This window comes from Klebsiella sp. 10982 (assembly GCF_048589245.1).
Classification (GTDB): domain Bacteria; phylum Pseudomonadota; class Gammaproteobacteria; order Enterobacterales; family Enterobacteriaceae; genus Klebsiella; species Klebsiella quasivariicola.
In genome coordinates this window covers 61,816-74,989 of the sequence record NZ_JBMAXV010000019.1, presented here as the reverse complement: position 1 = coordinate 74,989, position 13,174 = coordinate 61,816, and the positions used below count along the sequence as shown (strand labels likewise).

The following is a 13,174-nucleotide window of genomic DNA, read 5'->3' as shown; positions in this document are numbered from 1 at the left end:
AAATTGATGAAATCACTCATTCAGCTTTCCGCGGGGATGATTCTCAGCCTGTCGCTGATCGCCTCAGCCGCCGCTAACGACCATAAAATCCTCGGTGTGATAGCCATGCCGCGCAATGAAACCAACGATCTCACGCTTACGCTTCCTGTGTGCCGGGTAGTCAAGCGCATTCAGCTCAGCGCCGATCGCGGCGATATACAGCTCTCCGGGGCAACGGTCTACTTTAAAGCCAGCTTCGGTACCAGCCATACGCTGAACGTTCCGGCCGGGATCAAAGAGGGCAACACCACGGGCTGGATCACCATCAACAGCGATAATGACACCCGACGCTGTGTGAAAAAAATCGCCTTCTCCGGCCACACGGTTAACTCCTCTGATATGGCCTCACTGAAAATTATCGGCGACGACTAACGCCCGCTATCCTGAGGAGGGATGACTTTATGCATATCAACTACCTGACCGATGACGATCTCGCCTTTCTGTCTGAGTGCAGCGAGGCGCATCTTGAAGCCTTTACCCGGATTCTGACCCACGGCGAAAACGGCAAACCCCGTCTCTCCAGCACGCTCCTGCGCAACGAGACTTTTTTAGCAATGGAAGGCCACCCGGAGCGCTATCGCCGCAACTGGCAGCTGATTGCCGGCGAGCTGCAGCATTTTGGCGGCGACAGTATCGCCAATACGCTACGTCGCCATGGCAAATTTTATCGCGCGATCCTGCTGGATGTCTGCAAGCGGCTGAAGGCGAAGGTCGACAAACAGATGACGACGCCGCAGATCGAGCAGCAGCTGCTGACCCATTTTCTGCAAAATAGCTGGAAGAAGCTCGATGCAGAGCAAAAAGCGCAGTTTCTCGCCGCGGTGGAATGCCGGAGCAGCGAGCTGGAGAGCCTGTTGCCCCATCTGCTAAAGCATCGCAAGCTGAGCGAAGGCGTTACCCTGTTGCTGGAAGAACGCTTAACCGCCATCCTGCGCGCCCATGCCGCGGTGAGCGTTATCGGCCATGGGCTGGTGCGCGGCGCCGGGTTGGGCGGGCCGATTGGCGCCGCGCTGAATAGCGTCAAAGCGGTAAGCGGCAGCGCCTACCGGGTGACCATTCCTGCGGTCCTGCATATTGCCTGTTTGCGGCAAATGCTCCAGTCGCCGCCGAGGGCAACAGAAATTGGTGAAAAATACCCCGCCAGATCATAGACAGCCTTTTCGCGCCTCATTATTATGCCGCGCCCCGCCGCCAAGGTACGGGGTAATGCTTCCCTTTTAATGATAATTTTGAGGAATTATGGGCAACACTAAGTTGGCTAATCCGGCACCGCTGGGCCTTATGGGCTTCGGCATGACCACTATTCTGCTTAACCTGGCGAATAGCGGCCTGTTCGCATTCGATGTAGCTATCCTGGCGATGGGCATTTTTTACGGCGGTATTGCGCAAATTTTTGCCGGTCTGCTGGAATATAAAAAAGGTAACACCTTTGGCTTAACCGCTTTTACCTCCTACGGCAGCTTCTGGCTGACGCTGGTTGCTATCCTTCTGATGCCTAAAATGGGCCTGGCGGAAGCTCCGAACGCGCACTTCCTCGGTATGTACCTTGGTCTGTGGGGCGTATTTACCCTGTTCATGTTCTTTGGCACCCTGAAGGCAGCCCGCATGCTGCAGTTTGTCTTCCTGAGCCTGACCGTACTGTTCGCGCTGCTGGCGATTGGCCATCTGGCCGATAACGAAGGCATCGTGAAGGTGGCCGGCTGGGTCGGCCTGGTTTGTGGCGCCAGCGCTATTTACCTGGCAATGGGTGAAGTGCTGAACGAACAGTTTGGCCGTACCGTCCTGCCGATCGGCGAACCACGCTAATCGTCTGCCGCCGTCCTGTCGCAGGGCGGCGGCATGTCAGTCATCATCGGCGAGTCATCTTTAACGCTGTAGCTCCCCTTCCGGCAACTCCGCTGGCGCCGTCAGCCCCTGACGTAGCCAGATACCTAATCCCAGTCCCATCAGCGACAGGGCCAGTACATACCAGGCTGGCGCCATGGGCGACACGCCCATCAGCATGGTGACGGCAATCGGCGTCAGGCCGCCAAAGATCGCGTATGACAGGTTGTAGGAAAACGAGATGCCGGTGAAGCGTACTTCCGCCGGGAAGGCCCGCACCATCACATAAGGCACCGCCCCCACGACGCCGACGCACAGCCCCACCGTGCCATAGAGCAGAAACAAGCGCTGCGGGCTGGCGCCGGCAAGATGGTAAAATGCCCAGCTGGCAACCGCCAGCAGCAGACTGCCGACGATAAAGGTGCGGCTGGCGCCGAAGCGGTCCGCCGCCAGTCCGGCAAGTAAACAGCCGATACACAACATAATGGTGGCGATACTGTTGGCCTGCAGGGTAATGGCCGGCGCAAAGCCATAGTGCTTCTGCAGCCAGACCGGTGACATCAGGATCACCACCACCACGCCTGCTGACAGCAGCCAGGTCAACAACATAGAGATCACTACCGCCTTCTGATGCTTGAGCGCCACCGCTTTGACCGGTAGCTCCTGCGCCAGCGCTTTGCGCTGCTGCATCTCAAGGAAGATTGGCGTCTCCTGCAGCCAGCGGCGCAGATACATCGCGATCAGACCAAATATGCCGCCCAGCAGGAAAGGGATCCGCCAGCCGCCGTCGTGGATACCCTGCGGCGTCAGGCTGGTATTGATAAGCGTCGCCACTACCGATCCCAGCAGGATGCCTACCGTCAGGCCGGCCGTCAGCGTACCGCAGGCGATACCAATACGTTTTTCCGGGACATGCTCGGCGACAAACACCCAGGCGCCTGGCACCTCCCCGCCGATCGCCGCTCCCTGCAGAATACGCATCAGCAGTAACAGCAGCGGCGCGACGATACCCACCGAGCTATAGGTCGGCAGCAGGCCAATCGCCAGGGTCGGCAACGCCATCAGCAGGATGCTGAGGGTGAACATTTTCTTGCGCCCCACCAGATCGCCAAAGTGGGCCATGATGATCCCTCCCAGCGGACGCGCCAGGTAACCGGCGGCAAAAATGCCAAAAGTCTGCACCTGGCGCAGCCATTCCGGAATATCGGCGGGAAAGAAAAGCTCACCGACGACGGTGGCGAAGAAGACAAAAATGATGAAGTCATAAAACTCCAGCGCGCCGCCAAGGGCGGCCAGCGTCAGCGTTTTATAATCCTGGCGGTTAAGAGGTCGGTTTGCATATGACATAACGCGATTTCATCCTGAGGTGTGCTGCGTATTTTATAGTGTGTAAAGTAAACAGCACTATATCGTAAATAAAACGGCACACCATCAGCGATGCAGGTTATGTCACAATTGCATCAAATTCAGGATAAAGTTTCGCGTCTGGCACTTTTGGGACGGAATGCTTCTACCACCTGGCCATCCGTTTCGACATAAGGCCCCTCAAGCAACTGTACACAATATGGTACACTTGCAAAAATACCGTGCACCAGTACCTTGCCGTCAGCATCTTTTACCCCTTCCAGGGTCTCCTGAATCGCTTTCGGTTGTCCGGGAAGGTTGAGGATCAGCGCCTGCTTGCGGATCACCCCGACCTGCCGGGAAAGGATAGCCGTCGGCACAAAGTGTAGGCTAACCTGGCGCATTTGCTCGCCGAAGCCCGGCATCACCCGATCGGCAATCGCCAGCGTTGCGTCAGGCGTCACATCGCGACGCGCAGGACCCGTTCCGCCGGTGGTCAGCACCAGGTGGCACCCCATTTCGTCAACCAGTTCGCACAGCGTTTGCTCAATGATGGCCTGTTCGTCCGGAATCAGGCGAGTTTGCAGGTCGAAGGGGGTGGTAAGGGCACGCGCCAGCCACTCTTCCAGTGCCGGGATGCCTTTATCCTGATAGACGCCGCTGGAGGCGCGATCGGAAATGGAAACTAAGCCGATTCGTAAGGTATTCATGGTTATTCCGTTCAAACTGTGGCGTTAAACGAAATGATACACTGCCGGAGGCGGGACAGACAGTGTAATGTGGCCGACGGGCGTCGGCCACCTGCGGGATTACAGCAGTTCGCCGATCATTTTTTCCAGTTTTTCCTGGTCGATCGCAAACTTACGGATACCTTCCGCCAGTTTGTCTACCGCCATCGGATCCTGATTATGCTGCCACAGGAACTCAGACTCGGTAATGCGCTCCGGACGGGCTTTCACTTCACCGGTGTACACCAGCTTACGCTCAACCGCGCCTTCGCTTTCGGACAGCTCTTTCAGCAGCGCCGGCGCGATGGTCAGGCGGTCACAGCCAGCCAGTTCCAGAATTTCGCCAACGTTACGGAAGCTTGCGCCCATCACCACGGTTTCATAGCCGTGCTGCTTGTAGTATTCGTAGATTTCGCTGACGGAAACCACGCCCGGATCTTCTGCCGGTGCGTACTCTTTCTTGTCGGTGTTGGCTTTGTACCAGTCGAGGATACGGCCAACGAACGGCGAAATCAGGAAGACGCCCGCTTCGGCGCAAGCGCGAGCCTGCGCGAAGGAGAACAGCAGCGTCAGGTTACAGTTGATGCCTTCTTTTTCCAGCTGTTCAGCGGCGCGAATGCCCTGCCAGGTGGAGGCCAGTTTGATCAGAATGCGATCGTTGCTGATGCCCGCGTCGTTGTACAGCTTGATAATGCGCTTGGCTTTCGCGATAGACGCTTCGGTATCATAGGAGAGACGCGCATCCACTTCGGTGGAGATACGGCCCGGGATCAGCTTCAGAATTTCGAGACCAATGTTCACCGCCAGCTTGTCGGAAGCATCGAGGATCTGCTGCGCGCGATCGCTGCTCTGGCTGCGAGCCCAGGTCACTGCGTCGTCAATCAGCTTACGGTACTCAGGGATCTGAGCCGCGCCGAGAATCAGGGAAGGGTTGGTGGTGGCATCCTGAGGCTGATACAGCTTCATTGCCGCAATATCTCCGGTGTCAGCGACGACAGTGGTGTACTGACGCAGAGAAGTTAATTTATCCGTCATGATATATTTCTCTTAAACAGCAGTTAAGGGGATGTAACCGGTCTGCCCAGATGATAACACGCTGCCGGGTCAGCGCAACCGCCGACGAGAGAAGAGCGCAGAGTGTGATAAACTATGCAGATTAATTTGCTGAAAGCGAAAGGATTGTCACTTAATTGGTAACGCTTACACTGGCGTGCCGGCATAGACAAGAGGACGTTTAATGCCTGATTTTCTCTCATTTATCAATGAAATACTCTGGGGCTCGGTAATGATTTATCTGTTACTGGGCGCCGGCATCTGGTTTAGCTGGCAAACCCGGGGTATTCAGTTCCGTTACGTCCGCAAGTTTGGCCGCAGTCTGAAAAAAAGCCTACACCCGCAGCCAGGTGGTTTAACGTCTTTTCAGGCGCTCTGTACCAGTCTTGCCGCCCGGGTGGGCAGCGGCAATCTGGCCGGGGTGACGCTGGCGATCGCCGCCGGCGGGCCCGGCGCCGTATTCTGGATGTGGGTTTCCGCCCTGCTCGGCATGGCCAGCAGCTTTGCTGAATGTTCCCTTGCTCAGCTGTATAAAGAGCGCGATAGCCGCGGGCAGTTTCGCGGTGGCCCGGCCTGGTATATGGCGCGCGGGCTCGGCATGCGCTGGATGGGCGTCCTGTTTTCGATCCTGCTTCTGCTGGCCTATGGCTTTATCTTCAACACCGTGCAGGCCAACTCCGTAGCCCATGCCCTGCATTATGCGTTCGATCTGCCGGCAGCGGTCAGCGGCGGCGTGCTGGCCATCCTCGTGTTACTGGCGATCCTCCGTGGTTTACGCGGTGTGGCGCGCCTGATGCAGTGGATTGTCCCCATCATGGCGCTCATGTGGATTGCCACCAGCTTGCTCATCGGTTTGTGGCACGTCACCGCCCTGCCGACAATTTTCGCCACCATCTTTCGCTGCGCCTTCGGCTGGCAGGAGGCCGCCGCTGGCGCGGTGGGCTACACCATCAGCCAGGCGCTGACCAGCGGCTTTCAGCGCGGCATGTTTTCCAATGAGGCTGGGATGGGTTCTTCGCCTAACGCCGCGGCCGCCGCCGCCTCCTGGCCGCCGCATCCGGCGGCGCAGGGGATCGTGCAGATGATTGGCGTGTTCATCGATACCATCGTGATCTGTACCGCCAGCGCGGTCATCGTCATGCTGGCGCCGCGGCCCGACAATGAATATACGCTCAATGGTATTCAGGATTTACAACACGCAATGAGCGTGCTGGTGGGCGGCTGGGGGGCGGATTTTATCGCCTTCATCGTGCTGCTGTTCGCCTTTAGCTCTATCGTGGCGAACTACGTGTATGCGGAAAATAATCTGGTTTTCCTGCGCCTGGACACACCGCGCTATATCTGGGCGCTACGGATAATCACCGTCCTGATGGTGCTGCTGGGAACCATGATTAGCCTGCCGGTCATCTGGCAGAGCGCGGATGTCATCATGGCGCTGATGGCTATGACCAACCTGACGGCCATCCTGCTGCTCTCCCCGACGGTGCGACTTATCGCCAGCGATTATCTGCGTCAGCGGCGGCTGGGTATCCAGCCCACTTTCGATGCCACTCGTTACCCGGATATTGACAAACAGCTGGCCCCGGGCGCCTGGAATGAATTGCCGCGCGAATAGCGCGGCAATCGCAGCTATCGATCCCCTGCAGGCTTTTTTTTGTTACAGTCATCGAAAATTGCCTGCAAGGACTGAATATGCTGATTCTGATTTCACCTGCTAAAACGCTTGATTACCAAAGCCCCCTGGCGACCACTCGCTTCACACAACCCGAGCTGCTGAGCGAGTCTCAGCAGTTGATTAACGTCGCCCGCCAGCTTTCCGCGCCGCAGATTGGCAAGCTGATGAGCATTAGCGACAAGCTGGCGGATCTGAACGCCACCCGTTTCCACGACTGGCATCCTGATTTTACGCCGCAAAATGCCCGTCAGGCGATCCTGGCGTTTAAAGGCGACGTCTATACCGGTCTGCAGGCAGAAACGTTCACCGAAGATGACTTCGACTTCGCCCAGCAGCATCTGCGCATGCTCTCCGGTCTGTATGGCGTGCTGCGCCCACTGGATCTGATGCAACCCTACCGCCTGGAGATGGGCATCCGCCTGGAAAATCCGCGCGGCAAAGATCTGTACCAGTTCTGGGGCGATACCATTACTGATACCTTGAATCAGGCGCTACAGGCCCAGGGGGACGATATCGTTATCAACCTGGCTTCCGACGAGTATTTTAAATCGGTGAAAACGCAAAAATTGCTGGGCCAGCTGATCAAGCCGGTGTTCCTTGATGAGAAAAACGGTAAATTCAAAGTGATCAGCTTCTATGCCAAGAAAGCCCGCGGCCTGATGAGCCGGTACATTATTGAAAACCGCTTAACCCAGCCGGAGCAGCTCAAGGCCTTTAATAGCGAAGGTTATTTCTTTGATGCAGATGCCTCGGAGAAAGGCGAGCTGGTGTTTAAACGCCACGAGCAGTAACACGTTGCGGTAAATAAAAAAGGGGAATCATTCCCCTTTTCAATATAAATAAACAAGATGATAAATTATTTTAACGAACCCAGTTTTCCACCACGCCTTTTTCATCGAAGAAAACCATCAACGAGTTCGAATCTTTTTGACTGGACTTATCGACCGCATCGGCAGCTTGCGATGCCCCGGTCACCGGAATCATGGAGCCCGCGAGGCTGACCAGGTTGATCCCTTTATCTACTGAATAATACCAGCTCTCTTTACCCGAAGCAGTAACCGTCGTATGACCGGCATCGGGCGCACCAAAATACTGACGAACCTCCGCTTTAGTGGTTTTCCCGACAATGAGATGTTGTTTCAGATAGGTCGGGCTTAATTTATCTTCATTACCACCAATCGTTGTCCCGGAGCAGCCGATCAAAGCGAACAGAAGAATAAAAGATAAAATACGCATGTTTCCTCCTTGAAAACCGTGTCAAATAAACGTGTGTAATTGCCATCTTTAAATTTATCGCAATGCAATAATTAAATAATCAGCATCAATACAATCAGGCAGAAATAATAAATTAAAACAATAAGTTTAGCTTTAATTATCACGTAGATGGTGAAAACGCCGGAAATAGTTTGCAACAAAAATAAAGCGCTGACAATCGAATACTGCGGACAACTTTACGGCAGGAAATAACCTGTTTCGACAGGGATGGTGAATATAAAAAACCGGGCAACGTTCGCCCGGTTTGCTCAATCATATCGCCAGACTTAGCCCATCATCAGCTTGCGCAGCGCGGCGAAATCCGCCGACAGGTTGTGAGACAGCAGCGGCAGGTCGGCGCGGTCGGCCAGCTCTTTCGGCAGCGGCAGAGTCTCCTGCAGGATCTCCTCCACGCTCTCTTTGAATTTCGCCGGATGGGCGGTGCCGAGGAACAGGCCGTACTCTCCCGGCTGCAGCTGATCGCGCAGCGCGCGCCAGGCAATTGCCGCATGCGGTTCAGAGATGTAGCCAATGTCCTTCAGCTCGCGCATTGCCGCTTTGGTCGTCTCATCATCGACCGCGGCATAGCCCAGCTCGCTCAGGCGCCAGATTTTACGGCGGAACAGCTCTTCAACGCGCGGCCAGTTGTTCGGCTGGCTGACGTCCATGGCGTTGGACAGCGTCGCCTGAGTGGCTTTTGGCGCCCACTCGCCGCCCTGCAGATAGCGGGGAACGGTGTCGTTAGCATTGGTGGCAGCGATAAAGCGCTTGATCGGCAGACCCAGCGATTTCGCCAGCAGACCGGCGGTCAGATCGCCGAAGTTACCGCTTGGCACGGAAATCACCAGCTGATTGCGGGCTTCCTGCGGCAGTTGCGCCACCGCTTCGAAGTAGTAGCAGATCTGCGCCAGCAGGCGGCTGATGTTGATGGAGTTAGCCGAGTTAAGCCCCAGCGCGACCTTCAGTTCCTCATCGTCAAACGCCTGCTTCACCAGCGCCTGACAGGCATCAAAGTCGCCATCAATCGCCACGGTTTCAATGTTGCCGCCGAGGGTACAGAACAGCTTCTCCTGCAGTGGACTGATCTTGCCGCGCGGATAGAGGATAACCACTTTGACGTTCGGCAGACCGTAGAAAGCATGCGCCACGGCCGCGCCGGTATCGCCAGAGGTCGCGGTAAGGATGGTGACCGGCTTATCGCCCGCGATGTGGGTCAACATCTGCGCCATAAAGCGGCCGCCGAAGTCCTTGAACGCCAGGGTCGGGCCATGGAACAGCTCCAGGCAGCCGACATCGTCCTGCACCTTGCTTACCGGCGCCGGAAAGGCAAACGCCGCGCGCACCCGCTGCTGCAGAACGTCCTGCGGGATCTCATTGCCGATAAAGGCCGATAAAATTTTGGCGCTGCGGGTGACAAAGTCCTGCGCCAGCATGTCGTCGATTTCAGTCAGGCTGAATTCCGGCAGATCGTGCGGAAAGAACAGACCCTGATGCTTGCCAAGTCCCTGGGTGACGGCCTGCGCAAAGCTGACCTGCTCGTTGTGATCTTTTAAGTTATACAGTTTCATTGGTTATCCCACTACGCGTGCGCCCGCCGTGTCCAGCCGGCAAATATGAACAAAGCCTTCCTGATTCTGCAGATAGTGCGCGCCAAGCCAGTCGGCGACGCGCTGCGCGGTTTCCGGTTTATCGCACAACGCGAACAGCGTCGGGCCAGAGCCGGAGATACCGCAAGCCTGGGCACCTATCTCCATTGCCGCCTGACGCGCTTCGCTGAAACCCGGCAGCAGTTTGGTTCGGTACGGTTCGGCAATGACATCTTTCATCAATTTTGCCGCCAGCTGCGGCTGGCGGGTATAGCAGGCATGAATAAAGCCCGCGAGGTGGCGGCCATGGGCGATACAATCCTGGCGGCGGTACTGCGCCGGCAGAATCGCCCGCGCCTCGGCGGTGGAGACTTTAATCCCCGGGTAAGCCAGCACCCACAACCACTCATCAAACCCGGGCACCTGCTGGCTAATAATCCCGTTCTCTTCGATCATCAACTGCATACCGCCAAGATAGCACGGCGCTACGTTGTCGTAGTGAATGCTGCCGGAGATACGCCCTTCCATCTCTCCCATCAGCGCCAGCATGCGCGTCTCGTTGAGCGGCTTACCACAGAACTCGTTCATGGCCACCAGCGCAGCGACCACCGAGCAGGCGCTGGATCCCAGCCCGGAGCCGATCGGCATGTTTTTTTCCAGCGTCATCGCGACCGGTACCGTCTTACCAATTTCCCGGCAAAAACTTTCCCAGCACTGGTAAACAATATTCTCCTGCGGCACGGTCGGCAGTTTGCTGGCGAAACGACCCAGATTCTGCAGGCTAAATTGCTCCGCCGCTTCGACGGTGACGTTATCGCCCAACAGCGTGCCATCGACCGGCGTAACCGCCGCGCCCAACACATCAAACCCGACGCTCATATTGGCACTGGAAGCCGGGGCATATACTTTGACCATCTTAAACTCCTAACTTCCAGGACAAGGTGCGCAGCAGGTCGGCGAATACGCCGGCCGCCGTGACGTCGTTCCCGGCACCATAGCCGCGCAGCACCAGCGGCAATGGCTGATAATAGTGGCTGTAAAAGGCCAGCGCGTTCTCACCATTTTTGACTTTGAACAACGGATCGTTGCCGTCAACCGCGGCAATTTTTACCCGGCAGGTCCCATCCTCTTCGATGTTACCGACGTAGCGCAAGACTTTACCTTCATCCCGCGCCTTAGCAACCCGCGAGGCGAACCCATCGTCCAGCGACGGCAGCCGGGCCATAAAGGCTTCGACATCGCCGCTGGCATCGAAGTCCGGCGGCAACACCGACTCAACGATAATATCCGACAGCTCCAGTTCACGCCCGGTCTCACGGGCCAGGATCAGCAGCTTACGCGCGACATCCACCCCGGATAAATCGTCACGCGGATCCGGCTCGGTATACCCCATCTCACGGGCCAGCGCCGTCGCCGCAGAGAAACTTACACCCTCGTCCAGCTTGCCGAAAATAAACGACAGGGAACCCGAAAGGATCCCGGAAAAGTGGCGCAGCTCATCGCCGGCGTTAAGCAGGTTCTGCAGGTTCTCAATAACCGGCAGGCCCGCGCCAACGTTAGTGTCATAGAGGAACTTACGCCGCGAGCTGCTGGCCGCATGACGCAGCTGGTGGTAATAATCCAGCGAAGAGGTGTTGGCCTTTTTGTTCGGCGTCACCACATGGAAACCTTCGCGAAGGAAGTCGGCGTACTGATCGGCGACCGCCTGACTGGAGGTACAGTCGACGATCACCGGGTTCAGCAGATGGTACTCTTTCACCAGGCGGATCAAGCGGCCAAGATTAAACGGCTCTTTCGCCTCGGCCAGCGCTTCACTCCAGTTCTCCAGATTCAGGCCATGCACACTGGTCAGCAGCGCCTGAGAATTGGCTACACCGCAGACCCGCAGATCGATATGTTTATTCTTCAGCCAGCCCTGCTGGCGTTTAATCTGCTCCAGCAGCGCGCCGCCGACGCCGCCGACGCCGATGACAAACACTTCGATCACCTGGTCGGTGTTGAACAGCATCTGGTGGGTCACGCGCACGCCGGTGGTGGCGTCATCATTGCTGACCACCACCGAAATAGAGCGCTCGGAAGAGCCCTGGGCAATCGCCACGATATTGATATTGGCGCGGGCCAGCGCGGCAAAAAATTTCGCCGAGATACCGCGCAGGGTACGCATTCCATCGCCTACCACGGAGATGATCGCCAGACGTTCCATAATGGCCAGCGGCTCCAGCAACCCCTCTTTCAGCTCCAGATAAAACTCATCTTCCATCGCCCGTTTAGCACGCGCGCAGTCGCTCTGCGGCACGCAGAAACTGATGCTGTATTCGGAAGAGGATTGCGTGATCAACACCACTGAGATACCGGCGCGGGACATGGTCGCGAAGACGCGGGCCGCCATGCCGACCATACCCTTCATCCCCGGTCCGGAGACGTTGAACATCGCCATGTTGTTGAGATTTGAGATGCCTTTCACCGGCAGGTCATCTTCGTCGCGGCTGGCGCCGATAAGCGTTCCCGGGGCCTGCGGGTTGCCGGTATTTTTAATCAGGCATGGGATCTGAAACTGGGCGATAGGGGCGATAGTGCGCGGGTGCAGTACTTTCGCGCCAAAGTAAGAGAGCTCCATTGCCTCCTGATAAGACATCGATTTCAGCAGGCGCGCATCCGGTACCTGGCGCGGGTCACAGGTGTACACCCCGTCGACATCGGTCCAGATTTCACAGCAGTCGGCGCGCAGGCAGGCGGCCAGTACCGCAGCCGAATAGTCGGAGCCGTTGCGGCCCAGTACCACCAACTCGCCCTTCTCATTGCCGGCGGTAAATCCGGCCATCAGGATCATATGGTCTGCCGGGATCTGGCTGGCGGCAATCCGGCGGGTGGATTCGGCGATATCGACGGTGGATTCCAGATAGTGGCCCACCGCGAGCAGTTTTTCGACCGGGTTAATCACACTGACTTTATGACCACGGGCTTCCAGCAGGCCTGCCATGATGGCGATGGAGAGCTTTTCGCCACGGCAGATCAGCGCGGCATTAACCCCATCCGGACACTGGCCCAGCAGGCTGATGCCGTGCAGAACATGCTTAATCTGAGCAAATTCCTGCTCAACGAAGGCTTTCAGTTGGGCAAGCGGGAAAGCGGGCTGGGCATCGGCAAGACCCTGAAGAAGTTCGGCAAAAATGCGTTCCGCGTCGGCAATATTCGGGAGGGCATCCTGGCCACCGATAGTTTTTTCAATCATCGCCACCAGGTGGTTGGTGATCTTCGCCGGGGCAGATAGTACGGTCGCTACCTGCCCCTGCCTGGCATTACTCTCCAGAATATCGGCAACCCGCAGAAACCGTTCCGCATTTGCCACTGATGTACCGCCGAACTTCAACACTCGCATGGTTCTTACCCCTTGATCTCTTGTCAAAAAAAAAGCCCGCACTGTTCAGGTGCGGGCTTTTTTCTGTGTTTCCTGTACGCGTCAGCCCGCACCGTTACCTGTGGTAATGGTGGTGGTGATAATGGTGGTAATCATGCCGATGCGATTCATGGATGTTGTGTACTCTGTATTTTTATCTGTCTGTGTGTCCTGCCTATATTGGTTAAAGTATCTGCCGTCTTAAGTCAATGAATTTCTCAATTACCCCCATTTCAGCCGGCTTACGTATTGCCCCGCTGCGGCAAGAAAAAAC

General features: G+C 56.7%; 13 protein-coding genes and 1 other annotated feature. Of the genes, 5 read left to right on the top strand and 8 right to left on the bottom strand.

The features are described 5' to 3' along the window. Nucleotides 1-6: 6 nt before the first annotated feature. From ACKLKD_RS15610 to satP, 3 genes are all read left to right on the top strand, one after another. Nucleotides 7-411 (top strand): DUF2541 family protein, encoded by a 405-nt coding sequence (locus tag ACKLKD_RS15610; RefSeq protein WP_080897748.1) that lies wholly within the window; start codon nucleotides 7-9, stop codon nucleotides 409-411. A 29-nt stretch (nucleotides 412-440) separates the two neighbouring features. Continuing rightward, nucleotides 441-1,190, top strand: a complete 750-nt coding sequence (gene msyB / locus ACKLKD_RS15605) for an acidic protein MsyB (protein ID WP_087805298.1) — start codon at nucleotides 441-443, stop codon at nucleotides 1,188-1,190. 88 nt (nucleotides 1,191-1,278) lie between these two features. Next, a complete protein-coding gene (gene satP, locus ACKLKD_RS15600) occupies nucleotides 1,279-1,845 on the top strand; it encodes an acetate uptake transporter (protein WP_025711721.1) in 567 nt (188 codons plus the stop codon). Nucleotides 1,846-1,905: 60 nt separating this feature from the next. Here the strand turns inward: satP and ACKLKD_RS15595 are convergent, their stop codons facing one another. From ACKLKD_RS15595 to tal, 3 genes are all read right to left on the bottom strand, one after another. Continuing rightward, the gene (locus ACKLKD_RS15595) at nucleotides 1,906-3,210 is read right to left on the bottom strand and encodes an MFS transporter (RefSeq protein WP_080897749.1); all 1,305 of its coding nucleotides are present in this window, start codon (nucleotides 3,208-3,210) and stop codon (nucleotides 1,906-1,908) included. A gap of 119 nt (nucleotides 3,211-3,329) precedes the next feature. Then, nucleotides 3,330-3,917: a molybdopterin adenylyltransferase gene (gene mog / locus ACKLKD_RS15590; protein ID WP_025711723.1), complete on the bottom strand. Its 588-nt coding sequence runs from the start codon at nucleotides 3,915-3,917 to the stop codon at nucleotides 3,330-3,332. A gap of 99 nt (nucleotides 3,918-4,016) precedes the next feature. Beyond that, complete coding sequence (tal, locus tag ACKLKD_RS15585) at nucleotides 4,017-4,970, bottom strand: transaldolase (protein WP_025711724.1); 954 nt, start codon at nucleotides 4,968-4,970, stop codon at nucleotides 4,017-4,019. A gap of 202 nt (nucleotides 4,971-5,172) precedes the next feature. On the opposite strand from tal, the gene ACKLKD_RS15580 reads away from it, so the two are divergent. Then, on the top strand, nucleotides 5,173-6,603 hold the full coding sequence (locus ACKLKD_RS15580) for an alanine/glycine:cation symporter family protein (protein WP_025711726.1): 1,431 nt from the start codon (nucleotides 5,173-5,175) through the stop codon (nucleotides 6,601-6,603). A 77-nt stretch (nucleotides 6,604-6,680) separates the two neighbouring features. Beyond that, nucleotides 6,681-7,454, top strand: coding sequence for a peroxide stress protein YaaA (gene yaaA, locus ACKLKD_RS15575; protein WP_025711727.1), 774 nt, complete (start codon nucleotides 6,681-6,683; stop codon nucleotides 7,452-7,454). Between the two features lie 70 nt (nucleotides 7,455-7,524). Here the strand turns inward: yaaA and ACKLKD_RS15570 are convergent, their stop codons facing one another. From ACKLKD_RS15570 to thrL, 5 genes are all read right to left on the bottom strand, one after another. Continuing rightward, complete coding sequence (locus ACKLKD_RS15570) at nucleotides 7,525-7,899, bottom strand: hypothetical protein (protein WP_025711728.1); 375 nt, start codon at nucleotides 7,897-7,899, stop codon at nucleotides 7,525-7,527. A 305-nt stretch (nucleotides 7,900-8,204) separates the two neighbouring features. Continuing rightward, on the bottom strand, nucleotides 8,205-9,485 hold the full coding sequence (gene thrC, locus ACKLKD_RS15565; protein ID WP_087805296.1) for a threonine synthase: 1,281 nt from the start codon (nucleotides 9,483-9,485) through the stop codon (nucleotides 8,205-8,207). Nucleotides 9,486-9,488: 3 nt separating this feature from the next. Further along, on the bottom strand, nucleotides 9,489-10,418 hold the full coding sequence (gene thrB, locus ACKLKD_RS15560) for a homoserine kinase (protein WP_080924930.1): 930 nt from the start codon (nucleotides 10,416-10,418) through the stop codon (nucleotides 9,489-9,491). 1 nt (nucleotide 10,419) lies between these two features. After that, nucleotides 10,420-12,882 carry a bifunctional aspartate kinase/homoserine dehydrogenase I gene (gene thrA, locus ACKLKD_RS15555; protein ID WP_087805294.1) on the bottom strand — a complete coding sequence of 821 codons (2,463 nt, stop codon included), beginning with the start codon at nucleotides 12,880-12,882 and terminating at the stop codon, nucleotides 10,420-10,422. A 25-nt stretch (nucleotides 12,883-12,907) separates the two neighbouring features. Then, nucleotides 12,908-13,025: a sequence feature (Thr leader region), on the bottom strand. After that, nucleotides 12,964-13,032: a thr operon leader peptide gene (gene thrL / locus ACKLKD_RS15550; RefSeq protein WP_004222578.1), complete on the bottom strand. Its 69-nt coding sequence runs from the start codon at nucleotides 13,030-13,032 to the stop codon at nucleotides 12,964-12,966. Its footprint overlaps the feature before it by 62 nt. Nucleotides 13,033-13,174: the final 142 nt, after the last annotated feature.

Bases quoted from the DNA above. Each gene is read 5' to 3' on its own strand.
- ACKLKD_RS15610 (WP_080897748.1), top strand. From the start codon at position 7: ATGAAATCACTCATTCAGCTTTCCGCGGGGATGATTCTCAGCCTGTCG.
- msyB (WP_087805298.1), top strand. From the start codon at position 441: ATGCATATCAACTACCTGACCGATGACGATCTCGCCTTTCTGTCTGAG.
- satP (WP_025711721.1), top strand. From the start codon at position 1,279: ATGGGCAACACTAAGTTGGCTAATCCGGCACCGCTGGGCCTTATGGGC.
- ACKLKD_RS15595 (WP_080897749.1), bottom strand. From the start codon at position 3,210: ATGTCATATGCAAACCGACCTCTTAACCGCCAGGATTATAAAACGCTG.
- mog (WP_025711723.1), bottom strand. From the start codon at position 3,917: ATGAATACCTTACGAATCGGCTTAGTTTCCATTTCCGATCGCGCCTCC.
- tal (WP_025711724.1), bottom strand. From the start codon at position 4,970: ATGACGGATAAATTAACTTCTCTGCGTCAGTACACCACTGTCGTCGCT.
- ACKLKD_RS15580 (WP_025711726.1), top strand. From the start codon at position 5,173: ATGCCTGATTTTCTCTCATTTATCAATGAAATACTCTGGGGCTCGGTA.
- yaaA (WP_025711727.1), top strand. From the start codon at position 6,681: ATGCTGATTCTGATTTCACCTGCTAAAACGCTTGATTACCAAAGCCCC.
- ACKLKD_RS15570 (WP_025711728.1), bottom strand. From the start codon at position 7,899: ATGCGTATTTTATCTTTTATTCTTCTGTTCGCTTTGATCGGCTGCTCC.
- thrC (WP_087805296.1), bottom strand. From the start codon at position 9,485: ATGAAACTGTATAACTTAAAAGATCACAACGAGCAGGTCAGCTTTGCG.
- thrB (WP_080924930.1), bottom strand. From the start codon at position 10,418: ATGGTCAAAGTATATGCCCCGGCTTCCAGTGCCAATATGAGCGTCGGG.
- thrA (WP_087805294.1), bottom strand. From the start codon at position 12,882: ATGCGAGTGTTGAAGTTCGGCGGTACATCAGTGGCAAATGCGGAACGG.